This is a genomic window from Haloarcula sp. 1CSR25-25 (assembly GCF_032027985.1).
In the GTDB taxonomy this organism is placed as follows: domain Archaea; phylum Halobacteriota; class Halobacteria; order Halobacteriales; family Haloarculaceae; genus Haloarcula.
This window is the reverse complement of record NZ_JAHYBW010000017.1, coordinates 1-23,854: the sequence shown is the minus strand read 5'-3', so window position 1 is coordinate 23,854 and position 23,854 is coordinate 1. Positions and strand designations below refer to the sequence as shown.

Sequence of the window (23,854 nt, the reverse complement as noted above, 5' to 3'; positions counted from 1 at the left end):
TTTAGCTAACTGAACGACTTTGCTCGTGAAGCGGGAGATCTTAGACATGAATCATCGACGGTTTCCCGCTTCAACTTCCTAGTTCTAACGGTCGATGCCGCCGTCGTCCAGCGATTCACCAGAGCCATCAAATTGTACAGTGCATGCGAAGTTTTCTATGACACACTCCGCCGGTGCTGAGTCATTGGTCAATGAGGTGTATCATCAAGATGGGGAGAAAACACGGTTCACCGGGACGATCAAGGTGAAGAATGCGTCGATAGCGAAAGCAATCGGGACAAACCTCAAGCGGGCCTCACGATTCCTGAGTGGTCAGCGTAACATCTGCACATTCGGGACGAACTTCTCGATCCACCCGCTTGCGAAGCTAAGACGCTTCGAGAGGTCTAAGAATGTGTCAGTAACGAACTTCTCGAAGTGATCTTCGTCCTCGAAAATCGTCGGTGAAATCTTCTGCTTGAGGCTTTTCCAGAGCGCCTCAATTGCATTGAACATCGGTGAGTACGGTGGGAGGAAGACGAACTCGATGCCGAGTTCGTCGGCCCGTTTCTGCGTGAGCTTTGCATGATGACCACCATCATTGTCGGCAATGAGCAGAATCCGCCCAACCGGATTCTGCTCACGAATCGCCTCCAACGCTGCACAAATACTCTCCTTTGTTTTCCGTTCTCGGAAGATGAGCGTACTGTTTCCGAGGAGTGCGTAGAACCCAATCGTTTTCCACGGAACCGCCACCATTGGCTTGTCGATTTCCACGGTTCGGTCATACGACCACATCCGTTGAGAGTTCTCGAACGGCTGTGGCCACGATACGTCAAAGAACCCGAGAACGAGTGGTTCACCGTCATTGTCTTTTGCGAGCGCCTCTCCCAGGCGCTCGCGAAAATCCTCCTCTGCATCGGGCGGTTGCCGCGAATCCATGGGTCGTGGCTTGGCGTACTGCATCCCGTCTGCGCGAAGAATGCGTGCTAAGTGAGCACGGTCGTAGGTGACGCTGTAGCGCTCCCACAGAAGGTCGTCGATCTCTTGTGGGGTCCAGGGTTGCCCTTCCTCAAAGGGGTGTCATAGAACTCTTCACACACCTCAGCAGCACCCCGAAAAACGATGTCTGAAAGGTAGAGAATATCGCCGCCATTCAGAAGCAGCGATAGCGGGCTTCTCTGCCCATGACCGAAAGCCATGCTAACCGTTTTATGACACCCTACTTCCTCAAGGAAAGCGAAGAATTCCTCGAACTGGGCAGGCGAGAGCTTCGCGGGGCGACCGCCCGCGAAGCTCGGTCGAAGTCCATCGAGACTCGCATCATTCCACGCGGAGAGCCATCGATCACCAGTATCACGGGAGACGCCAACACGTCGAGCGGCTACTTTTGTCGCATCACCGAGATAGAGGTTCTTCATGAAACAGAGCCGCCGGATGAGACGAGTCTCATCCGCTTTCTGGGCGGTATTGAGCGCTTCGTCGAGTTGGTCTTCCGACAGATGCCTCGTCACTTCTTTTCGACGACTTGCCATCATTGCAGCTAATTACGCTCTCTGAAAGCTCAAACATTGCGCTGACCACTCAAGCCGTCGCGGGTCGCGGTCGACGAAACACAAATCAAGGTCGACGGCGAAAAGAAGTGGCTGTACGCTGCTGTCGACATTGAATCAAAGCTGTTGCTAGAGATCGACATATGAAGTCGTGATTTATAGCGACCGTACCATCCAAATTGCTAATTAAGTAATCTGTATTGATCGTTGGACGGTTCGGTTGAGCATGCTGTGATAAGCACGGCCAATTCCCAAGACAACAAGAGATCAGGGGGCTGCAGTGGCCCCGTCCCCGGGGTCGTGAGCAAGCGGCGATACGACGAGGTCGTCGTAGGGGAATACTGGCTTCTTTGCCCGTCCGACTGCCTCGAAGCTGATGACGCCAAGCGCTTCCAGTGTGGTCAATTCTTCGTGGACGTTCTTTTTGTCACGGCCGACAAGTCGTGCTGTCTCGCGAATGCTCTCTGGTTGTTCGTCTCTAATCACGCGCAAGAGTGTGTACGTCCGTTCGTTGAACACGTCGGTCAGCTGGCTCTCGTTCGGGAACCGAACAGTGGCCGGCCGATTGAGTTGTTCTCCCTCTTTGAGTGTCTGAATAGCTTCAAGGCCCTCTTCGTACGGATTGGTCTCGTCGTCGACCGTGACCACGAGTACGTTCTGTTCAGTCATGGGTATCACCGTTGTCGTTGGATGGACCAAACCGCGGCTTCGGAATCTCGTCCCAGAACCGTTCATAGAGTTCCTCGATGCTAGGGAACTTGACGAACTCCGGTTCCGGGTCGGGAGCGACGTGTAATTCGTGGCCTTTCGTATCCTCGTGTGAGTTATCGTAGCGCCGGATCGTTCCGTCGTCGAGCGTCTCAGGACCAGCGGTCAGGGCTCCATAGTGAAGCGTGTACCGCCATCCCGATGGATAGGCGTCGTCGTCTGTCCGCCGGATCGACACACGAACGACAGTCCCATCCTCGTACACTGTGGCGTTATCGTATCCATCGAGATCGTCGGCCGTTGATTCCATCCGGTATTACGTTGGTTTCGTGGCCAACGATAAAGGCGTGTTGGTTCCTCAAACAACGCTATAGAGACACCGCTGTACTGAGTAATTCGGCTATGAATTGATTCGCCATAGGGCGATAATCACGACCAATCTCTTGGAGAGAGCTGGCATATCTGCTCAGCGTGAGAAGCACTGGCAGATTACGCGCTAAGAGTCAGGAACTGGGGGAATGAATGACATCAGTGAATCGTATAGCCATTGCATTCGTGCACAAGGCAAACGCTTATAGTTTCTAGTTTCGTAACTCTATACAATATGAGCTACGACACGGAACACGTCCGAAACGCGGGGGAACCACCGAGTACGATTACGAACATCCCGGCGTTCACGGAGTTACTTGACAATACAAATCTTGCTGCCCTCTACACGTCAATCAGGCGGGCAGGAACGATGACCGGTCCGGAACTCGTCGAAACGACAACGATCTCGAAAAAGACTGTCTACGATTATCTTCACAAGTTGGAACAGGCTGGCTTGATCAGCAAGGTTAGAGACGACGCCGGGACTGCTGTGTACGCAGCCGAGGAGTTCGAGCTGAAGCTGACAATTCGGAACACGGAGCTCTCAATTACACCCGAACTCGTCGAAATCATTGCGCATGAAAATGAGTATCCAGCTATCCAACGCGTTCTCGACGACCATGGCCTCGTCACGTTCGCACTCGCACACGACCTTGTGAATGCACACAGCGAAGGGGATGTCACGATCCGACAGATGGCTGAACTTACAGGCCTTTCCACTGGAACAACGTACGATCTTGTCGAGGCACTCTATTCGATTCTTGAACTCGGTGGCGACAATTCGGCCGCGACAACATACACACCAGACGATTTCGACGACGAAGAGAGCAATCTACGAAACGAACTCTTCGACGAGTAACCGTAATGGCGAGGAAATATACTGCAAACATCGCAGACACCGTGATGTTTCGGAATCTCGGGAAACATCCCAGTCCACAGTTACAATCACTTCAGCGTGCCGTTGCGGAAGCTGGGACCGAGATCTGGGTGCCAGCAGCGGTCTATCACGAACTGGCAGATACTGGAACCGGTGATTCGCCGGCAAACCCGTATCTTGATGCGGCAATCGAAGATGGGTGGCTTCGAGTGGCGACACCACTCCCCGGGAACCGATCTGACGGCTACGACCCCAATGCTGGCCAAGTAGAGCAAGCGCGGTTCGTCGCGGATTCGTTTCTCAACCAGCAGAGCAAGTACCCAGAGACGAACAACTGGATAGACGCGGCATTAGTTGCATTAGCGGTTCGACTGTTCGAGCGGAACACCCGAATCCGTATCATCACTCACACAGCTGACGCAAATCTGGCAGAGGCGTGTACTCGTATCCCGCCGGAGTTCGGATACTACGACATCAAGTCCCGATACTACAACCCGCCACAAACCGCGAAAACTGAATTTCCGACCGTTGAGAACCTCTCCTGGGATGAACGATAGGCACCTTGTACTGACCGCTGCTCTGGTGGGTTGAGCATGCTGGGATAATCACGATCAGTACGAATCGCCTCGCCATTGTCGGTGGATCACGAATCGTGGTGCCGGATTATCCCATAGACTGAACGTGCTGAGGTCCGCTCACAGAAGCCAGTCTCCCTGGGCATGGTAGTGTTGATCCCGAGTTAGATATTTATGAAAGGTCTGAAATACATATAATATTTTTATACTAGTGGTCCGTGTTACGGCATATGAACCGTCAGACGGAAGGCACTGATTTAATTGGTGCCTCTGTTTCGCTTCCGATACCCACTTCAGATCCAGATTTATTCAAACACAAAGCAACGAGCGATATTCTTCTATTTTTAACTAACCACCGATTTAGCGACTTTTCCTTAAGAGAACTCGCGACACAGATCGGCCATTCACACCAGTCCGTGCGACGAGCAGTAGATGTTCTCAGTTCGAATGACCTGGTGATTGAATCTCCCGAAAGCAACCAGCGACTCGTACAGATCAACAGGGACCGACTGTCTATCCCAGACGATCCTATTCTTCGGATTCCCCAACCGGAGTATCACAAGCCGGTCAAAACGGCGGTCACGAAGCTCCGTGACACCATCAGCGACGTTGTCGGAATCATCCTGTACGGTAGCGTTGCTCGGGGCGATGCTGACCGACGGAGTGATATCGATATCTGGGTCCTCACTCGTTCCGGGCGGGCAGAGAGCCAGCGGGAAGCGAACGCCGTCGCCCGGGACCTCGAAGACATGGTATTCGATGGGGACCGGTACGCCTACGATATCGACGTTGAGGCTGTTCAGGCGATTCCAGCCTACACGGATGATATTCGAGAAATTATCGTCTCAGGCATTCCGGTCTACAAGACGAGCGACTTCGAAACCGTCGAAAACCTCCTTCTAGAGGAGGGTGCCGACAATGAGTAACGGTTCGGACCCTGCTGCCGTGCTTGACGCCATTGGACGGGCGCAGGACGCCTTCGAGATGGTCGGCAGAGGGAGGACGGTATTCGAAGAGGGAATCAGCGCCGACGCAGACTGGGAGACGCAGCTGACCAAAGCCTGTCGGCTCCTCGAAGTCGTCGACACACTCCAAGCACAGGACGGGTACTACACAGCCGTCATAGAGGTCTGCTTCGGGGCGATAGAACGGTCAATAGAGGCGTATGCGCTCTCGATGACCAACGATACGCTCCAGGATTTTCAGGACCACCAGTTCAGTTACGACCGTGCTCACCAGATTGGACTGTTCGAGAGAACTACGGCTGAGGAGATGAAGGAGCTCTACAGCGAGAACCGGACTGAGAGTTACTACGGTGGTGGTCGTCCAACTGAGGAACAGGCCGAAGCAATGACCGAGCTCGCAACTGCTGTTCACCAGTTCGTAGTGAGCCAGATTCGAGAGGGCGGGGTCTGTCTTTGTGACTAATTCTATTTGATCTTCTGAGAGAGCGCTATGTGCCCAAATACACTATCGGCCCGAATAAGAGGAATTTCCATCAACGAATCGATTGAACGCTACCTTCTGGACAAGGGGAAAGGGCGTGGTAGCGATGGCGGGAACTACCGACGAAATGCAGCCCGGGAACTCAAACGGTTCGCTCAGTGGGCTTCCGGTGACCGTGGTCGGAGCGAGTGGACAGGAATCGTACCAGATGATGTCGACCGGGATCCGACTTTCGAGGATCTCGACGAACGAGTATTCCGGGCGTACGCCCGATACCTCGGCAGTGACCGCGCGCTCAAGCAAAACACCATCCACACGTATTATCACTACATCTCTGCGTGGTGTGGTTGGTGCGCGAACGAGGGATATCTTGAGGGACACTACGCTCGGCGGGCAAGCGCGATGACACCACTCCCGGAGGACGACGGCCGCAAACCTGGCGACCAGCAGATATGGACGCCCGAGCAACGCCACACACTCACCCGGTACGTTGATGACCGAGTCAACGATGCAATCGAGACGTATAGAGCCCTCTCAGATGATGTCGATTCGCTCGACAGGCAGCGAGCACGATATACGATTCTGAAGGCGGCTCGTGACCGTGCTCTCGTCTTTGTTATCGCATACACAGCTGTTCGAGTTGGTGAAATCCTTCGTGACCCAAACGACCCACGCCGGCGTGGGATCCAGTGGGGAGAGGTTTCGTTAGACGACGGGAGCATGGATGTCTACCGGAAGAAACAGCAATGGGACGTTGCGAGCCTCCCCGAGCCAGTGATTGCGCCACTCCGGAGCTATCAAACGCTGATGGACCCACCAACGGTACAATGGCCTGTGTTCCCAACGTTCGACCAGCGGACGCTCGCGATGCTCGTTCAAGACGGGCCAGATACAATCGAGGGACAACGTGACGAGTACGCTCGGGACTTCTTGTTGGCTCTCGACGAAGACATCCACCTGCCGTCGATTACGACGGATGGAGCACGGTCGATTCTCCAGCGGCTCTCAGATGAGGCGGAGGTCGACATCGAGCATCCGAAACACGATTATCTAGCTCCACATGGTGGCCGTCGGGGCATGGGCGAAATCCTCGTCCGTAGCTTTGGATACACGGTTGCTGCCCGGTATCTCGATAACTCAGAGAAGATGATTCGTAAGCGCTACTCGCACATTGAGGCCGATGAGTTGGGCGAGCTCGCGACCGAAGCAATCAACAAGATAGATTGCATCTGACGAGGCCGAGAACGCGATTGATAGCCGCTCAATCGTGTCTATACGGTTGAATCTACCTGCATGCTGCGAGAAGCACGACCAGTTTCTTGGAGAGAGCTGACGCCGTAAATAGCGAGAGAAACACGAATGGAAATCGAATACGCAGATATGGAACCAGTGGACAGTTCTCACTGAGTTGATTTCAGAACGGCTGAGATGAACCAGTTACTCAGCGTGTCTGCGTGGTCACTGCTCGCGATACCACCGAGCCAAGCGCATACTGATTGCGAGACTGAGTCCGCCAGCCAGTACCGCGCTGGTAGCTCTCGACGTGAATGAATTGCCGATGGAAAGCTGCCACAGCACTGCGACGACAGTAATGACACCTATCAGACCCCAATCAGGGTAGGTGAGGGTTCCGTACTGCTCCATACTAACCGGCTACACCGCCACAGACATTTGCGTTACGTGTCTGTGCTGTACTAACCATTAGATAGTTCACACAAACGATCGGTAGTCCAAAGATGTCTCACTCCCGAGCGTCGCCGGTATTGAGTCGGTAGTAGGTCGTCGTTCCCTCCCCCGTCTCGACCTCCTTTTCGACAACCATTCCCTCCGTAACGAGTTCATCGAGCGCTTCGTCGACGTCATCGACCAGCATTCCGCTCGCAACGACGTCGCCGGCGAGATCGACTAACTCGTCCTGGATTTCGGTGAGAACCTCTCGGATCGATTCCGGGCGTGCGTCGTTGCCGAAGTCGACGCCACGGATGATCTCGCTTCGCGTATAGGCATTATCGACGTTTTCGGAGAGGAACGCGACGATCAGCTCCTTCTCGTCCTCGTAGTCCCCAACCGGGGTCGTCGCTGCTGTGTCTGCACTATCTGCCGTGGAACCATTATCCCACTCATCATTAGATATCGGCATACGTGTCCATACTACTGTTTCCATATCAACGTTCCCTTGTGATGACCGACTTACGCAGATCCCCAGATACGAATTGCTCTGGAGGTCGACGTTGATTCCCGACGTTCACCCCTCCCGTCCAAGCCGTTAAGAGTTGTCTACTAGATGTATAATTGTGATTCCAGTCGGAACCGACGATCGAGAGACAGTCCTCGCGGATCTCGAACTAACGCGCGGTCTCACCGACTTGGATGGATTAGCCGGTCGGTAGACGTGCCTACTGTTCATCTCGATAGACTTCGAACCAGAGATATAGGACACCGAAACCGGCGTACGTGAGGCCCAATCCGGCAAACACCAAGTCGCTAGAAGAGATGGCCCACGTCGCTTGAACGAACCCAAGAACAACCATTAGGGCCCCTATCACCGACCTCTGTTGTTTTTTCTCCATTTGAGTGGCCGTACGTGTGGATTGGCTAATAAATGTCTTCTACCAATCGATAGAGAACTCGGTCAAGCATCCGGCGAGAAGCACGACCAGTTTCTTGACTAGCGTAGCGACTCTGCTTTGCGTGAAAGGCACCAGAATCGAATACGCAGTTCCGGGCCACAGAACAGTGCTCAAAGTGTTGAGATCAAAACCGCTCTGACCCCAACTGCTCAGTGACCTTCAGAACTGACTGCCGGGTGTTCTGACAGCTTGACGAGACGTTCAGATAGCCGTGCAAGATGCAGAGCGCGTATCTCACACAGAACCCGTGAAACGGAGGCAGCCTCTCATAGAACCGTTTGCCCGCTCTGTGGCAGCCAGTCTGAACAGTCAACGTGGTATCGCGTACTAGTCGCCCTGGAAAAATGGGATTGCTATATGGATGAGAACGAACAGCGCTAATCCGGCTAATATAAATCCAAATCCGACCACCGGTTGTTCCCCCCAGGGTAGTTCGAGCGGTGCCCTGTCCACCAGACTCACTCTATCTGGGTTACGTATTTGCCCCCAACTTAGTACAGCTCCGATCGAGATGAGTATCCAAGAGCCGTAATTGCCTGCCGTAGCTAGATATCCAGTTGTTTGAGCAGGAGATGTGGTGTCATCTGCAATCGTGTCTGACTCGGCGTCGAACTTGTATGTGGTTTCATCTGCACTCGTGTCTGATTCGGTGTCGAACCTGTCGTACCAACCGGCGTATAACAGCACCCCACCGAGGGCAAACAGAGCCATTCCGAGGGTGGTTGTTTCTATGGGTAGTTCGACCCAGGTGGCTGGAACGAAGTACAGTATCGCCCCAGCAAGCATGAGTACTATGGGAATGTATCCGAGTACTGTCTCGCGGATTCTCATCGTATGACCAGTACGTGATGAAAACTTAAATCTGATGTCATATGGGTCATATATTTATCGCGCTAATCTCACCTTCTGTACTGACTATTGGGTAGCTCGTTCGAGCATGCCGCGATAATCACGACCACAGCTGTTCACTACGCTGTCCCCCGATTATAACGGACTGGTGTGTTTCTGCTCGTTGTGACGCCCAACCCAAATTTTAGCTGATGAACCCGTCTGAGTTTCAGTTCTGGTGTTGTTTTTTATTACGACCATCATCGGTGAGAAAGGCAACCAGCGGTTTCAATCCCGGTCGGAGTTTTCTGACCGCTTCGACGTCGCGGTCGCGGTCACGGTCGGAGTCGGAGAGTTGCTGTTTCAATTCCGGTTCGGGTTTTCTGACCGCTCCGACCTGACCGACGACCCACCGGCCAGCTCGGCCCCCACGGTTTCAATCCCGGTTCGGGTTTTCTGACCGCTTCGACACCTGGTCGGTGTTACTGAACAAGACCTGGACGCATCGTTTCAATCCCGGTTCGGGTTTTCTGACCGCTTCGACGTTTTGTCTAACATCTTAGTGACCTCCGATTAGTTGGTTTCAATCCCGGTTCGGGTTTTCTGACCGCTTCGACAGTCCATGCCCTGAGTAGCGACGACGTCGTCGAGATGTTTCAATCCCGGTTCGGGTTTTCTGACCGCTTCGACAATCGCACCATCAGGGGCGTTTTCCCAGTCAGTGTTTCAATCCCGGTTCGGGTTTTCTGACCGCTTCGACACGATGTGTCGCTCACCGACGACGCAATCAGCGAGTTTCAATCCCGGTTCGGGTTTTCTGACCGCTTCGACGCTATCGGGGTGGGCGAGGTAGTAGGTCCTGGTCCGTTTCAATCCCGGTTCGGGTTTTCTGACCGCTTCGACCACGTCCAGCGACGTGTCGGCCGTCGTCCGGTTATTGTTTCAATCCCGGTTCGGGTTTTCTGACCGCTTCGACCAACATCAGTCTGTTCGACGGCATCTCCGTCACGCAGTTTCAATCCCGGTTCGGGTTTTCTGACCGCTTCGACACCATGTGTGCGGTGGGTTTCTTTTTTTCTACCAGTTTCAATCCCGGTTCGGGTTTTCTGACCGCTTCGACGACCCGCCCGAACCCGCTACGGACGGGATGGATGGTTTCAATCCCGGTTCGGGTTTTCTGACCGCTTCGACTTCACTTCGCGGCGCTTGACCCCGCGGCGCTCCGTCGAGTTTCAATCCCGGTTCGGGTTTTCTGACCGCTTCGACTTCACTTCGCGGCGCTTGACCCCGCGGCGCTCCGTCGAGTTTCAATCCCGGTTCGGGTTTTCTGACCGCTTCGACGACCGAGTGGGTCGACGCCGACGCCGTGTGCGGTTTCAATCCCGGTTCGGGTTTTCTGACCGCTTCGACCTCTCGTCATGGAACCCGACGGCACGGACGGCTTGTTTCAATCCCGGTTCGGGTTTTCTGACCGCTTCGACGAGGCGCGGTCGGCCCCGAGAACTGGCCCGTACTGTTTCAATCCCGGTTCGGGTTTTCTGACCGCTTCGACGGAGCGACCGCATTAGCTCACGATCAGTTAGAGTTCGTTTCAATCCCGGTTCGGGTTTTCTGACCGCTTCGACGTATCGAATCGAGTGGTCGGCGGGCGGACTCACGTAGTTTCAATCCCGGTTCGGGTTTTCTGACCGCTTCGACGTTGGGGACGGCGCTCGGGTACACGCATTCCTTTTTCGTTTCAATCCCGGTTCGGGTTTTCTGACCGCTTCGACCGCCGACCAAGTGACTCATCAGGTTCGCATTCCCTTGTTTCAATCCCGGTTCGGGTTTTCTGACCGCTTCGACTCGACGGTGGTGACAGTGGAGGTGTGGGTACCGTTGTTTCAATCCCGGTTCGGGTTTTCTGACCGCTTCGACCGTCCGCATCGATGTATTGCTTCATAGCGATTTCGTTTCAATCCCGGTTCGGGTTTTCTGACCGCTTCGACCGCGCGAGATCGTGGCCTGGAGAAGTTCGACAAGTTTCAATCCCGGTTCGGGTTTTCTGACCGCTTCGACCCGTCAGCTACCACGACGACGACCGCACGGACTTGTTTCAATCCCGGTTCGGGTTTTCTGACCGCTTCGACCCCACTTCCCACGGACTTCGTCGCAGCCATCGTATTGTTTCAATCCCGGTTCGGGTTTTCTGACCGCTTCGACCCACCCTGCACGTGTTTTTATGCCCACGCTGTATCTGTTTCAATCCCGGTTCGGGTTTTCTGACCGCTTCGACCGGGCGGACGATGCGGCGGCCGATATCTCCGCCTAGTTTCAATCCCGGTTCGGGTTTTCTGACCGCTTCGACCGCTCTAACATCTTTTTGAGCTGGAGCGCTCCCGATGTTTCAATCCCGGTTCGGGTTTTCTGACCGCTTCGACACCCCATCGTCAAACTCCCGAACATGACACAGGATCGTTTCAATCCCGGTTCGGGTTTTCTGACCGCTTCGACAGTGAGGATTACCGGGATGAGTGACCCACTGAACGAGTTTCAATCCCGGTTCGGGTTTTCTGACCGCTTCGACAGTATTGAGGCCAGACAAGTCAGCTAACCTATGTCTGTTTCAATCCCGGTTCGGGTTTTCTGACCGCTTCGACCGACGCCGAAGCACTGCGAAATCTCGCGAGTCTGTTGTTTCAATCCCGGTTCGGGTTTTCTGACCGCTTCGACATCAGGCGACCCGCTGAGCCCGTTGACGTAATTACGGTTTCAATCCCGGTTCGGGTTTTCTGACCGCTTCGACAGGGGGTGAAAATACGGTTATAGGGCTGAAAAGTCTTTCTCAGCCCGCCAAACAAAGGCCCGGTTACGTCGACTGTGGCTGTACACTCATTTAATAAGGGTCCACGTAGTCAGCCATCGTCTCGAAGGAGCAACTGTCCGGTCAGGGTCACCTGTGCGAACTTGGTTTTCCCGTCTGTCCATGTCTCGATTGCTCCTGCATCGGCAAGTGCGGTGACGTGGCGTGTCACCGTACTTTTCGAGTTGCCAGTCTCCGCAGTCAACTCGGGAATCGAGATCTCCCCCTCTGTATTGGCAATCGTCTGGAGTGTTGACATCGTCGTCTGTTGAACTTGGGCAGTCAACCGAGGGAGATTCCACTCCCGCACTGTTCCATCAAGGTCGCTGAAAAACAGTGCAGCAGAGAGCAATCGAACGTGTGTCATTGCAGCAATCGTGAATGGCAGCAACACGTCCCGTGCTCCGCCACCGAGCGAAACGATTCGTTCACCTTCTGCTGCCCGGATCAAATCACTACACTCCAAAACAGCTGTCTGAAAATCACTGTGCGTGATTCGTTCTGTTGTAAGATTAAGATCCGGTTCAATCTCCTGTAAGAGACGTTCGACATCTCCAATTGCTTCCTCAGCGCGCGAATCTGGTGCCTGATCCGGCCGTATCAGGACGACTGTATCACCGGTGTCGACACCATGGCTTAGCAGCGGCCGGGTAACGCTTGTACTGTTAAACCCAATCGCTGAGAGATATGTATGCATTACCTGCTAATCGTTTTGACCCGCTAAAATAGTACTGTTGCGTGTCAGTGAAATCGACGACTATTCAATTTTAGTTGCATGAAATTGAAATCGTCCCATTTTTGGGAAACGCTTATGATGCTACTGGGCTAACGACCCGGACGCACCTGATGAATAAACAAGAAGTAACGGCGACTAATAGATTGCGCCAGATCCACATCACGGCTCGGCCGGCATCTCGGTTTCCACTGCCGATCTCGGACGGATATTCCGTGTATTCGGCTCTATTAGGTGTGCTCGAAGCTGTTGATGCGGACGTGAGCGGACACATTCATGACTCGTCACTTGGGAGTCTCCACAGCAGTGGCCTTCGTGGTGCTTTCGGTGATAGTGACCGTGCCTATCACAAGTTGCTCCTGCCAGACGAGACATATCAGCTAACACTTGGCGTAGTAGACCCTGCCGACACCGAGATTTTTCAGGCGCTGGTGAACGCACTCGTCTTGGAAGGTGATCGTATCGAGTTGAGTCACGGGGAATTGCACGTTGAGCAGTTCGAGAGTCTGAACACGACACAGGCCGAGCTACTGGACGAGGCGGGGTCGAAGGATAACCCGACCATCGAGATGTCCTTCGAAACGGCGACCTGCATTGAGGAAGCCGATGAAATTACGACGATGTTTCCTCATCGGGGTGCCGTATTCTCGTCACTGTTAGGGAAGTGGAACCGGTCTGCTCCGGAGGAATTGGAGGTTGACCTGAGTCGAGAGGCAATTGAAGCGAACGTAATCGAGAAACCCGACGCACGCACGTACGATACCCATTCAGTGTTAGTCAACCGGGTCAAAAACGAAGACGGGGAGACGCGGAATATCTTCCGGCAAGGTTTCACTGGTGACTGTGCCTACGAATTCAAAAGAGCCAGCGAGTCCGTCGAGAACGCGGTATCGGCGCTCGGGATGTTTGCTGAATACTCGGGTGTCGGCAGTGCAGTAGCGCGGGGTTGTGGAAAGGTGAGTACGGAGGTCAAAGACTGATGACCGACAATGATAGAAAGCAGGCAAAACTCGATGAAATTGTGTCAGAAGGCGATGGTGATTCAGAAAAAGAACCTACTGAAGGCGTTAATTCGTTTTCACAGTCTCTCTTCGAAGACCCAGAGGAAGAATTCGGAGTTCATCCCGACTCAGATACTAGCGAGTCAAAATTGGATAGTATTTTAAGCGAGTATATTTCAGAAATCGACCCACGGCTCGTGGAAGCAGGCTGGTCGTTTCTCCCGAACAAGAGCGTCGAATACAGCAAAGTCGACCAGTCGATGCTCAATCATACTCGAAATCTAGTATACTTTTTACACCAGCTTGCTCGACAAGTAGAGAATACCGATCTTCCACCGATTACACCGGAAAAACTCCGTCATTTCGTTGCACTCGCGGTCGCTCACGATTATCACAAGCTCCGCGAAGAAGACGAGAATCCAGATGAACGGTTCGATATCAAAATCAAGGAACTGGAGCCATTTATCAAGCAAATCGGACTGGACGAATTTAGCGCTATTCAGGACGATCCTGACTCGGCACTCTCAATGCGGACGTTCCGTTCGTGCGCCGTCGATCATCACGAGACTGATAACGCTAACTCGACTCGCGTCACGACGACTTGGCGAGAGTATCGGCCACTAATCCGACTGGCCGACGCGATGGCTTCCTCAACGACACCAGAGGCAGCGACGAATGCTCGCGTCCAAGATCGATTCCGCGAGGCATTCCCCAGTGGAAACGTCGAACTTGCATATCACCAGACCGATCACGTCAGTGGCATTTTTACGAACTTGTTGAACAAGGCCGTGAGCGAGTATCTACAAGAGGAATACAACTACCAGCTACTCACGATGTACCAGGATGGCTGTGTGTATCTAGCACCAACGGAAGAGGACCAGCCAGACACTGACGAAGACATCGTTGCCGCAATCACTTCACAGCTGGAAGATAGTATCGGCGATTCCCACCCATCGTACAACGATGTCGATCAACTGCGCTCAAACTTCTCGATTGTTGGCGCCCAGGGACTCTACAGTCTGAACGAGCCCGATTTTTTCTACGCTGGCAGTGGAACGATGTTGCAAGCCGTTGTTCGGAAGGGGATTACTGACGGCGACGCGGACAATAGTGCCACGGACGCTGCCACAGAGTCGATGGAACTGTTGGAAGATGAACTGGGGACTGAGTTCGAGAAGACGGAGCAACAGTACGGTCTCGGTCGGTTCGTGAACACAATAAAAAGCTGGTTTGTTGATCCGCTGCTTCCCAGCGATAGAACTGCGAACGACCTGATTCGAGCCACTGTCACCGCGTTCGGTCTTTCGGATGAGCTATCCGAGGATCTTGTTGCTCTCTCCGAAGGCACTACTTCGGAGCTGACCAGTGGTGGCAAATGGGAGTACTCGTATGCAATTGCACAAGCACTCCTCGATCGACATGGAACCGGACCTGTAATTCCCACTGTCGAAGACGAGATCGTTACGACACTGTCGGATGGATTGGCCGCTCTCGTTGATGATGACACTGATTGGCAGACCCTCATTCAGAACGCACACGCAGGTGATATGTCGACAGAGGTCCAAGCCTTCATCGGCGAAAACCTCCGTATCGGTGGTGGCAACCTCATTCTCACCAGTGCGACGGTCGATACCTACGACGAATACGTCAAATCATCACGTGGAAAGACCTGTACGCTGTGTAACCGTGGCGTCGCGGCGGGTGGGAACCTTGGACCAATGAAATCGAAACAATCCCTGACAACGTTACAGGGTGGGTTCTCGAACAGGGAGATGGTCGGTGGAATGAAACGAGATAAACTCCTGCTGTGTTCGACCTGTCGAATCGAATTCTCGTTGCGCGAGACAGCAGCCTCTCGACGAGACGAAGGTCGATTGTTTTTCCACCTGGTTCCTGACTACTTCTATACACCCTACTCCTGGCGACTCTATTCTCGCTTGATCAACCGATTCACCGGTGAAAACCGGGTTCGATTGGGACGACTTGCCGAGCGGGTGTTCGATATCGACTCTCTCGAAGAGTTCACCGGCGTGATGGACGAATTGACACAGCCGGAAGGGAACGGGCGAACAATGATTGAGTCACTCTCCCAACAGTTCGACCGTAATCAGCAGTTCGGTGCCCAGACAGTCGGTTACTTCAAGAACCCGGATAACGACACTGAGTTCCAGTTTTTCGGTGCATTTCTGGCCCTCACCGTGAGTGCATACACTGGGATGCGCGTATATCTGAGCTCGTCGCCTGTTCCGGAGATGCGCTCTCGTGACTTCCCAGAGTTTGCAAAAATCGGGAGCGGGTTCACGCAGGTGACGACTTTCTACGGAGAGACTGTCCCACTGACCAGTCTTCGGTCAGTACTCCAGTCAGCAGCTGCCGTTGTGAAGCTCGGATACGCAATCCAGGGTAACGACCGCAACGACTCCCTGTTCGCGAAATACCTCCGGACGACCCGGAACGAGCTGTTGCCGGGGTCGTATCTACTCAAGCGCGCTGTTCAGACCTCAGATGAGGGGCCGTACATACCCGCCCTGATGAGGTATGCAGTCGCACTCGATCAGCGAAACGCAATCAGACAATCCAATTCACAGATGAGCGACACACCACACAATCGCATCACGACACTCGCAGATCTCGCATACGATGCTATCCGGCCGGCGAGCGGACACGACCGGAAACCCCATCGTGTCGAACGCGTGTTCCGTGAGAGCGTCAAAGCGGTTTCGAAGACAGGACAACAACTCGACAGAGAGGACTACAGGATGTGTGTCTCTGGGCGACTTCAGAAGATGATCGACCGGCAGGCCGGCGACGCAGTTTATCCGGTCAGTGCCGAGGAGTCAAACGCTGGAACACCGCTCCAGAAACGCATCGAAGAGTACGCGAAATACTTCGTCGATGAAATCCTCTATGGGATCGCTAACGGGCGTCCCTCCCAACTGAAGCGTCTCGAAAACAACCTCGCAGACGGTTTCTTCGGCGCAACACTTCGAGCAGAGGCAGAGTACTACGAAGAAGACAGCGCAGAGAAGCAGACAGCAGATCAAGTTTAACAATGATTCCAGACAGTATTACCGACGCACTCGCCGATGGCACTGTTCCAATTGATGGCATGACCAACACACCCGGAACGAACTACACGACGTTGTTAGTACTCCGGGAATTGGAGAGCCATGCGGTCTTCACAACGAATGGGCAGGACGCAGATATCACCTCACTATCGGTCGTTGGCGATGACGGGAGTATCGAGTACTCACCAGGACTGATGTTCATGCGGAAACAGACCGGGAGCGACCGCCGGACTGGAAAAGCGATTCAGCGCGAACTGTTGGAGTACGACCAGAGCGATTCAATGGATGTTAATGATATGAACCCCCAGTCCGTCGAGTCGGCACTCTACGGCAGTGCTGCTAGTGGAGACGACGATGTGGATATCGGCGTCACGTCGCGAGTGATGTACGATACTGCGTTTACTGTCCGCGATGCCAGTGCTTGTATCGATGAGAAATTCCAGAACGCGCCCGGTGAGGGGTACGCTAAAGGATCGACTGCCAACATTCGAGAGCCAGACTTTTTCGAACCGGGAACGCTGTTCCCATGTACAATAACTCTTCGTGACGCAACACCTGCGGAAGTGGCGTTCGTCGCTGCGATTACGAGCCGAAATAAACGCTACGGGGCGGCAACGACTCGGCTTGGACGTGTTAACAATCGTGTCCTCGGTCTCTACACTGGTTCTGAAGAGGGACCGTCAAACCGAGAGTTGACCGCCGAAACAATTGTCTCATTCGCCAGAGAGAGTGATCGAACGCTTGGTGATGTTGTCCAGGCTCCAGCACTGAATGCTGACAAAGCAGCGACATACGTCCGAGAGACCTACGACACAGCGTGTGCGGAGACAATTGCACAGACCCCTGTCGATGACGAGGTCCTTGATGAATTACTGGCGCTCACAGGTGACGATGACCTCAAGGGTGTGCTCGAAGCTCAACAATCCCACTCTCAGTCGTTCATCGACGATGCAATCGCAGCAGACGAGAGCTAATCCAAGAACATGGAGGTACTCGAAGCAACGCTGACAACACACGGAAAAGTCGGATTTGCATCTCGGGAAGTTGGTCGGATGGCCGACACCGATCCGTATATCCTCAACACAGCACTGCACTATGCACTCGGGCTGGCGGGTGGCAACTACGTTGATGTTACCCACCAGCCAACATATATTGAGGATACAGCGGATATCGTAGACGAAGTGTACGTGACCCCTGCAACACCTGTTGCAGTCGAGAGCGATTCGATCCGAACGGAATACCTCACGACCAACCGAAACGCAAGAACGGATACGTACGCGACCCCGAACTATCCGGCTGACGACGATCCAACGGGAAAGGCCAGCCAGAACCTTCCAACGTTCGAGCGTGAACGAGCGCTAGCACCGGGCAACCACTTCCGGTTCTACGTCTTTCCGTATGGCCGGACAGCTGAGTCCGTCAAAGAGACGCTTCCGCCGTACATCCGACTCGGTAAAAAACGTGGAAAAGGCCACGTTCGGTACCGTATCGTCAATGCCGAGCGAAAGTCGGGGATGTTCTCGCTAGGCCATCCGCTGAGTATCTACGATCATAGCGCACAGCCACTCGGTGGCGTCGTGATGCGGCAGATGCAACCCACACCGCTCTGGTTCGAGGGTGAGTTCGAAACTGAACATTACGCGATAGAACCTCCGATTGATTCTGCTAACCGCGTGTACTACCCGGCAGGTGCCAAATTTCTTGCAACGAAACGTGACAATGTCTGATTCATCTTCATCAACCGTTCGACTGAAGGGACTTGCATTGCGGGAATATCCTGGCGATTCGTATCCAGTCGATGGTGTCACACCCCACCGCCACCAGTGGGCACTCCACGACGCTCTGACAACAGGTGTTCCAGGTGTCTTCGTGAACGATGCACCAACTGGTGCGGGGAAGACACTTTCGTGGCTTGCACCGACGATTTCGGAGGGTCTTGACACAGTTGCAGTGTACCCGACGAACGCACTGATCGAAGATCAACAGGCGAACATCGAGTCACAACTGGACGATATCGAGGGTGGAGATGACGTCCATTTACTGGCAGTCTCAAGTGACACACTCCAAGACGAGTACGCCACAGAGTATCCTGCTGCTGAGTCGAACGGAGAGCTACTGTCGTACCTCTTGCGGGATGCATTTCAGCGTCCAGAAACAGTAATTCTGCTCACAAACCCAGATATATTTGTCCTATTACGTCGAGAAATATATTACAAACGAATCGATAGCATCAATCTCTTTGAAGTCGCTGTGGTCGATGAGTTCCATCGAGCGACACGAAAGGAACAGAATACGCTCCTGTTTTTATTGGACGAAATGCAAGACGTCGATACTGAAATATGTGAGTTATCACATCTTGTGTTCCTCAGTGCGACACCTGATGAGGAGCTAGCCGAACGGTTCGATGAGGCTGTCTCTGCACCTTACTATCCACTCACGGATTTCGGATGGCGTGAGACCCCACACCCAGCAATGGCTGAGGATAACCAGCCAGTTATTGCATTTGCACCCGGTCAGTTGCCGACTTCTTACCGTCCAGTATTACCACCACTCGAACTCCGGTTGAAGCCATCAGCGACCTTTCAGACTGCGACACGATTAGCTGAGGAACGGGAGGAAACCATCGACCGCCTCTTACAAGGACGAACGGTTTTGATGCTGGATGGCATCCACGAAGTTGACCAAATATATCGGTTGCTGCAGGATTCTGAACTCGGTATTGTCGAACGAATCGACGGATTTCATCGTGGAGATATTGCTGACAAACTCGACCGATTTGACACGCTTGTCAGCAATGCGGCAGTCGAAGTTGGTGTCGATTTCGATACTGATCAAGTACTGTTCTCGGCACACAGCGCCGCAACGTTCTTCCAGCGACTCGGCCGACTCCGAACACGTGAAGAGACATCAAGTGCCTACGCGTACCTCCCACCCTACGTATATAAACAACTTCAGCCGGAGATTGATGACTTCGGTAACGAGTGGATCGGTCGGGATCGGTTCGAGGAGTTGGTTGAACAGCACTACGTCGATAACTCCACACCGAAGTCGTTTGACTGGCGGTATTCGGCCGTCGAGGCGTACCATCACGTTGAACAACGTGTAGAGAACGCACCATCGGACGAAGCTGGCCTGATCCGAAAAGAGGGCTGGAAACGAATCGAACGGCACTTTTGCCGACCGCATGGTACCGTGTTCTCGAAACAAGATGTGGAACGATGCCATGACGCGGTACAAACAAAGATTCTCGATGCGTTGCAAATGTACCGCGGCAACAGCCTCCAGCTATCCGTCTATGATCCAGACCAACAGGCCGTCCAGAATTATAATTTGACATATCTACTACGACACGGCGACATCCGGTTATTGGAGCGGGATGACTTTTTTACACATATTCCCGATCATCTCGAAGACGACGTATCGCGAGTAGAACGCTACAGCATTGGATACTGCATTTATTACGGGACTTACGATGGCGATGGGACCGAAGGCGATGAAGAATACACTGGACGTGACCTCTGCTTCAAACCAACTGGTGAGCTGTACTCACTGTTGAGTGGGGGACAACGCCAGACTCGGAAACCAAAGGTGTGCACTGGATTGGAAGTCGAAACCTCACCGGATATTGATGGGCTAGATCAGTTGAAAATCAATCTTAGTGAAACCGAAATCCTCTGTTATCCGATTGAAGGCCACGTCAGCGAAGTTTCGAAACAATACTCCATTGGTGAGTTCGGATTCGTTTATTCACTCCTACACCCAGAAGGAGATACGGCTGCAATCGCGTTCAGTCATGATGCACTCTATCTGTACTGTCGAGTACAGGATCAGCAGGACGACGATGGACTTGATATTGAGTTGGGTGAGTTGTGATGTCAGCAAGTTCTGTTGCAGCTCACGACGACTTGGTTCACGTGAGTGCGCTGAATGAGTACCTCTACTGCCCACGACGATTCTACTACCAGCGGTATCAAGACGAAATCGGAACCCCCTACGAACTGGTCGATGGTCGGAGTAAACACGAGAACGCTGCTCACCGGGGTAACTGGATCAACGAACGATATTTATGTGATACTTCACTCGGCCTTCATGGCAAAATCGACATTATCGAATCCGAGGACGGGGTTCTGACCCCGATCGAGCGGAAGCGAGCTGAAAGTGGCGGGTACTACACCAACGATGAAATTCAGCTAGCCGGTTACTGTATGTTGTTATCCAAAGCAATCGGTGAGCCTGTTAATTTCGGATACATTTATTTATATTCTACAGACCAGCGACACTCGGTTCGGATTACAGAGGATCATCGCCAAGCAGTCAACCAAATCGTCGAGAGAATCCAGACCATGTCCGTTGACGAGATACCTCCACTCACCGACACCCCTTCGAAATGTGAGGCTTGCTCTGCTCGGGAGTACTGTATGCCTGAGGAGACAGCCATGCTCGAACCAGAGAAAGCCCGCGGTTCCGGCTGGGAGGATAAAGTATGAAAGCAACCGAGGGGATGTTTGATGAGTCGGTCGTCTATGTCACTAAACAGGGCACTCAAGTCCGAACCGATGGTGGGAGAATTGTTGTCTGGGATGTCGATGGAGATGGGGGCGAACTTGCCACCTTTCCCACGGAGAAACTCGAAACGATCAACGTCTTCGGCGGGGTGAACTTTTCGACACCGTTTGTCGCGGAGGCGAATGAACACGGGATCATTCTCAACTACTTCACTGAGAATGGTAAGTATCGTGGTAGTTTCGTCCCGGAACGGAATACCATTGCTGAGGTTCGTCGAGCACAGTATGCACTCAGTGAGACTGCTGAACTGGACATTGCGGCATCAATGATTTCCGCAAAGATTCGCAATGCTAGAACGTTGCTCTCACGAAAAGGTGTCCACGGAACAGACGTGCTGAAAGATCTCGGTGTGCGTGCGACGATGGTCTCGACTAAAGACGACCTGCGCGGTGTTGAGGGCGAAGCCAGTGAGCGGTACTTCAGTCGCTTAGACGAGACACTCACTGAGGGATGGACCTTCGAGAAACGGACAAAGCGACCACCTGAAGATCACATCAACTCACTCTTATCGCTAACGTACGTTTTCATGAAAAATGAGGTGTTGAGTGCACTTCGGCAATACAACCTCGACCCATTCTTGGGCGTTCTGCATGCTGACCGACATGGGCGACCGTCGCTGGCGCTGGACCTTCAAGAAGAGTTCAGGCCGATTTTTTGTGACGCCTTCGTGTCACGGCTAGTAAACCGGGGCGTGATTACGCACGATGAATTTACACAGGATAATCATCTGGGTAACGATGCGTTCAAAACCTATTGCTCGAAGTTCGACGAGTTCATGAAGGAGGAATTCACCCACCCGTACTTCGAATACACAGTCTCACGACGAAAGGCTGTTCGGCAGCAAGCAATCCTGTTGCGGAAGGCGATTACCGAGGAATTGGACGAGTATCACGCCCTGACCTTCTCGAAATAATCATGCGCTTGGCAATCGCTTACGACGTGAGTGACGATGCAAACCGTCGGCAAGTGTATCGAACGCTCCAGCGGTATGGAGCTTGGCGACAGTACAGCGTGTTCGAGGTCGATGTGACCAAAGCTGAGCGTGTCGATCTTGAGGACGAACTGGAATCACATATCGAGCCAACTGACGGTGACCGAATTCGGATTTATCGGTTGTGTCAGTCCTGTCAGGACAACACGACCGATATAGGGTCCGACCCACCCGATGAGCAGTCCAACGTTCTCTGAACTGAGCTACGTGGACCTTTATTAAATCAGTGTACAGCCCCGGTCGACGTAGTTGGGGTGCAATATCGCAACCTGAGAAAGCTTTTTCAGCCAGATAACCGTATTTTCACCCCCTGTCGCGACGGCCAGAAAACCCAGCACGGGATTGAAACAACGTGACGCGGTGCCGGTCGCCGTCGTCAATCTGGTCGCGACGGCCAGAAAACCCAGCACGGGATTGAAACTTGAGGAGTTGCCCCACGCGACGACCTGTCCGCAGGTCGCGACGGCCAGAAAACCCAGCACGGGATTGAAACACGGACGTCATCGAAGCTGCCGCGGCACTGTTGGAGGTCGCGACGGCCAGAAAACCCAGCACGGGATTGAAACTCCTTGGGGTTGCCGCTGCCGTCGACGAAGAACTGTCGCGACGGCCAGAAAACCCAGCACGGGATTGAAACTGAGTGCGAGATACAACACAATGACAGACTACATCCGGTCGCGACGGCCAGAAAACCCAGCACGGGATTGAAACAGGTCCTCGTCGCCACGCCGGCGGACATACTGGCGATGTCGCGACGGCCAGAAAACCCAGCACGGGATTGAAACTGTGTAGACCTTCGCTATCAGCTCGTCGTCGGTGTCGGTCGCGACGGCCAGAAAACCCAGCACGGGATTGAAACATGACGGGGATGGCAGCCAGCTCGTCGACACTGGCGGTCGCGACGGCCAGAAAACCCAGCACGGGATTGAAACACGGCGCGGTCCTTGAGCGTGGTGGCCAGCGTGACGTCGCGACGGCCAGAAAACCCAGCACGGGATTGAAACTCACCGGAGAGTTCGGTATCGTACCGCCCCTCTTGGATGTCGCGACGGCCAGAAAACCCAGCACGGGATTGAAACACGTTACGGCCACAGTGTGGGCAGTACGACGCGTCGCGACGGCCAGAAAACCCAGCACGGGATTGAAACCGTCTTCCCCAGACCGGTTTTGCGAGCGCCAAGTGTCGCGACGGCCAGAAAACCCAGCACGGGATTGAAACAGGATGTCGGCTTCGCGCTGGATACCCTCCGACCCGGTCGCGACGGCCAGAAAACCCAGCACGGGATTGAAACACGACCATCTCGTCTTGCGAGGGGCGTGATGGTGTCGCGACGGCCAGAAAACCCAGCACGGGATTGAAACTGTGACTGACATGAGTCTATACTCCTATCGGCGATGTCGCGACGGCCAGAAAACCCAGCACGGGATTGAAACAGAAAGTCCCGTTGGAAAACCGCCCGGCTCAAGCGGTCGCGACGGCCAGAAAACCCAGCACGGGATTGAAACTCGTCGGAACGTAGAGCTTGACGTCCTCGTACCGTCGCGACGGCCAGAAAACCCAGCACGGGATTGAAACCAGTATCAACAACCGTTGCAGTGATGACGTGATGTCGTCGCGACGGCCAGAAAACCCAGCACGGGATTGAAACAGGTCTATCAACCGCGGAGTTCTCATGTGTCATTGTGTC

19 protein-coding genes, 2 pseudogenes and 2 CRISPR repeat arrays are annotated in these 23,854 nt (G+C 53.6%); of the genes and pseudogenes, 14 read left to right on the top strand and 7 right to left on the bottom strand.

Translation table 11 applies throughout. The features are described 5' to 3' along the window. Nucleotides 1-312 precede the first annotated feature (312 nt). Both KZ498_RS24600 and KZ498_RS24855 read right to left on the bottom strand, forming a co-directional pair. Nucleotides 313-1,038: pseudogene (locus tag KZ498_RS24600) on the bottom strand (IS630 family transposase); the annotation flags it as partial. After that, nucleotides 969-1,400 (bottom strand): helix-turn-helix domain-containing protein, encoded by a 432-nt coding sequence (locus KZ498_RS24855; protein ID WP_396276214.1) that lies wholly within the window; start codon nt 1,398-1,400, stop codon nt 969-971. The gene KZ498_RS24855 and the pseudogene KZ498_RS24600, both read right to left, overlap by 70 nt. 168 nt (nt 1,401-1,568) lie before the next feature. Here KZ498_RS24855 and KZ498_RS24590 point away from each other — a divergent pair. Further along, nucleotides 1,569-1,676, top strand: a pseudogene (locus tag KZ498_RS24590) (IS6 family transposase); the annotation flags it as partial. Nucleotides 1,677-1,799: 123 nt separating this feature from the next. On the opposite strand, the gene KZ498_RS24585 reads toward KZ498_RS24590, so the two are convergent. After that, entirely contained in the window at nt 1,800-2,201 is a 402-nt protein-coding gene (locus KZ498_RS24585) for a hypothetical protein (RefSeq protein ID WP_312622355.1), read from the bottom strand. Further along, nucleotides 2,194-2,550, bottom strand: coding sequence for a DUF6516 family protein (locus KZ498_RS24580; protein ID WP_312622354.1), 357 nt, complete (start codon nt 2,548-2,550; stop codon nt 2,194-2,196). Before KZ498_RS24580 ends, KZ498_RS24585 begins: the two co-directional genes overlap by 8 nt. Nucleotides 2,551-2,844: 294 nt before the next feature. On the opposite strand from KZ498_RS24580, the gene KZ498_RS24575 reads away from it, so the two are divergent. The 5 genes from KZ498_RS24575 to KZ498_RS24555 all read left to right on the top strand — a co-directional run bounded on the left by KZ498_RS24575 (nt 2,845) and on the right by KZ498_RS24555 (nt 6,740). Next, on the top strand, nt 2,845-3,468 hold the full coding sequence (locus KZ498_RS24575; protein WP_004967111.1) for a helix-turn-helix domain-containing protein: 624 nt from the start codon (nt 2,845-2,847) through the stop codon (nt 3,466-3,468). A 5-nt stretch (nt 3,469-3,473) separates the two neighbouring features. Then, nucleotides 3,474-4,043: a hypothetical protein gene (locus KZ498_RS24570; protein WP_312622349.1), complete on the top strand. Its 570-nt coding sequence runs from the start codon at nt 3,474-3,476 to the stop codon at nt 4,041-4,043. A 248-nt stretch (nt 4,044-4,291) separates the two neighbouring features. Further along, nucleotides 4,292-4,987, top strand: a complete 696-nt coding sequence (locus KZ498_RS24565; protein WP_014030722.1) for a nucleotidyltransferase domain-containing protein — start codon at nt 4,292-4,294, stop codon at nt 4,985-4,987. Continuing rightward, nucleotides 4,980-5,489, top strand: a complete 510-nt coding sequence (locus tag KZ498_RS24560) for a DNA-binding protein (protein WP_312622343.1) — start codon at nt 4,980-4,982, stop codon at nt 5,487-5,489. The genes KZ498_RS24565 and KZ498_RS24560 overlap by 8 nt, the downstream gene beginning before the upstream one ends. Before the next feature lie 27 nt (nt 5,490-5,516). Then, nucleotides 5,517-6,740, top strand: a complete 1,224-nt coding sequence (locus tag KZ498_RS24555) for a phage integrase SAM-like domain-containing protein (protein ID WP_312622342.1) — start codon at nt 5,517-5,519, stop codon at nt 6,738-6,740. Nucleotides 6,741-7,248: 508 nt separating this feature from the next. Here KZ498_RS24555 and KZ498_RS24550 read toward each other — a convergent pair. The 3 genes from KZ498_RS24550 to csa3 form a co-directional block, all read right to left on the bottom strand. Then, entirely contained in the window at nt 7,249-7,647 is a 399-nt protein-coding gene (locus KZ498_RS24550) for a hypothetical protein (protein WP_312622340.1), read from the bottom strand. A gap of 817 nt (nt 7,648-8,464) precedes the next feature. Further along, nucleotides 8,465-8,968: a hypothetical protein gene (locus KZ498_RS24545; protein WP_312622338.1), complete on the bottom strand. Its 504-nt coding sequence runs from the start codon at nt 8,966-8,968 to the stop codon at nt 8,465-8,467. A 282-nt stretch (nt 8,969-9,250) separates the two neighbouring features. Further along, nucleotides 9,251-11,750: direct repeats of the CRISPR family, unit length 37 nt; unit sequence GTTTCAATCCCGGTTCGGGTTTTCTGACCGCTTCGAC. 109 nt (nt 11,751-11,859) lie between these two features. After that, nucleotides 11,860-12,504 carry a CRISPR-associated CARF protein Csa3 gene (gene csa3 / locus KZ498_RS24540; RefSeq protein WP_312622336.1) on the bottom strand — a complete coding sequence of 215 codons (645 nt, stop codon included), beginning with the start codon at nt 12,502-12,504 and terminating at the stop codon, nt 11,860-11,862. A 272-nt stretch (nt 12,505-12,776) separates the two neighbouring features. On the opposite strand from csa3, the gene cas6 reads away from it, so the two are divergent. From cas6 to cas2, 8 genes are read left to right on the top strand one after another with little or no spacing between them, the layout of a single operon-like run. Then, nucleotides 12,777-13,520 (top strand): CRISPR system precrRNA processing endoribonuclease RAMP protein Cas6, encoded by a 744-nt coding sequence (gene cas6, locus KZ498_RS24535; protein ID WP_312622335.1) that lies wholly within the window; start codon nt 12,777-12,779, stop codon nt 13,518-13,520. Then, entirely contained in the window at nt 13,520-16,591 is a 3,072-nt protein-coding gene (gene cas10d, locus KZ498_RS24530; protein ID WP_312622334.1) for a type I-D CRISPR-associated protein Cas10d/Csc3, read from the top strand. Before cas6 ends, cas10d begins: the two co-directional genes overlap by 1 nt. Before the next feature lie 2 nt (nt 16,592-16,593). Beyond that, entirely contained in the window at nt 16,594-17,583 is a 990-nt protein-coding gene (gene cas7d, locus KZ498_RS24525; RefSeq protein ID WP_312622333.1) for a type I-D CRISPR-associated protein Cas7/Csc2, read from the top strand. Between the two features lie 9 nt (nt 17,584-17,592). Beyond that, nucleotides 17,593-18,336: a type I-D CRISPR-associated protein Cas5/Csc1 gene (gene cas5d / locus KZ498_RS24520; RefSeq protein WP_312622332.1), complete on the top strand. Its 744-nt coding sequence runs from the start codon at nt 17,593-17,595 to the stop codon at nt 18,334-18,336. After that, a complete protein-coding gene (gene cas3 / locus KZ498_RS24515) occupies nt 18,329-20,482 on the top strand; it encodes a type I-D CRISPR-associated helicase Cas3' (RefSeq protein WP_312622331.1) in 2,154 nt (717 codons plus the stop codon). Before cas5d ends, cas3 begins: the two co-directional genes overlap by 8 nt. Continuing rightward, nucleotides 20,482-21,096, top strand: coding sequence for a CRISPR-associated protein Cas4 (gene cas4, locus KZ498_RS24510; RefSeq protein ID WP_312622330.1), 615 nt, complete (start codon nt 20,482-20,484; stop codon nt 21,094-21,096). Before cas3 ends, cas4 begins: the two co-directional genes overlap by 1 nt. Then, a complete protein-coding gene (cas1, locus tag KZ498_RS24505) occupies nt 21,093-22,088 on the top strand; it encodes a CRISPR-associated endonuclease Cas1 (protein ID WP_312622329.1) in 996 nt (331 codons plus the stop codon). The genes cas4 and cas1 overlap by 4 nt, the downstream gene beginning before the upstream one ends. A 2-nt stretch (nt 22,089-22,090) precedes the next feature. After that, the gene (cas2, locus tag KZ498_RS24500; RefSeq protein WP_312622327.1) at nt 22,091-22,363 is read left to right on the top strand and encodes a CRISPR-associated endonuclease Cas2; all 273 of its coding nucleotides are present in this window, start codon (nt 22,091-22,093) and stop codon (nt 22,361-22,363) included. A 115-nt stretch (nt 22,364-22,478) separates the two neighbouring features. Beyond that, nucleotides 22,479-23,815: a CRISPR direct-repeat array (repeat unit 37 nt; unit sequence GTCGCGACGGCCAGAAAACCCAGCACGGGATTGAAAC). Nucleotides 23,816-23,854 lie beyond the last annotated feature (39 nt).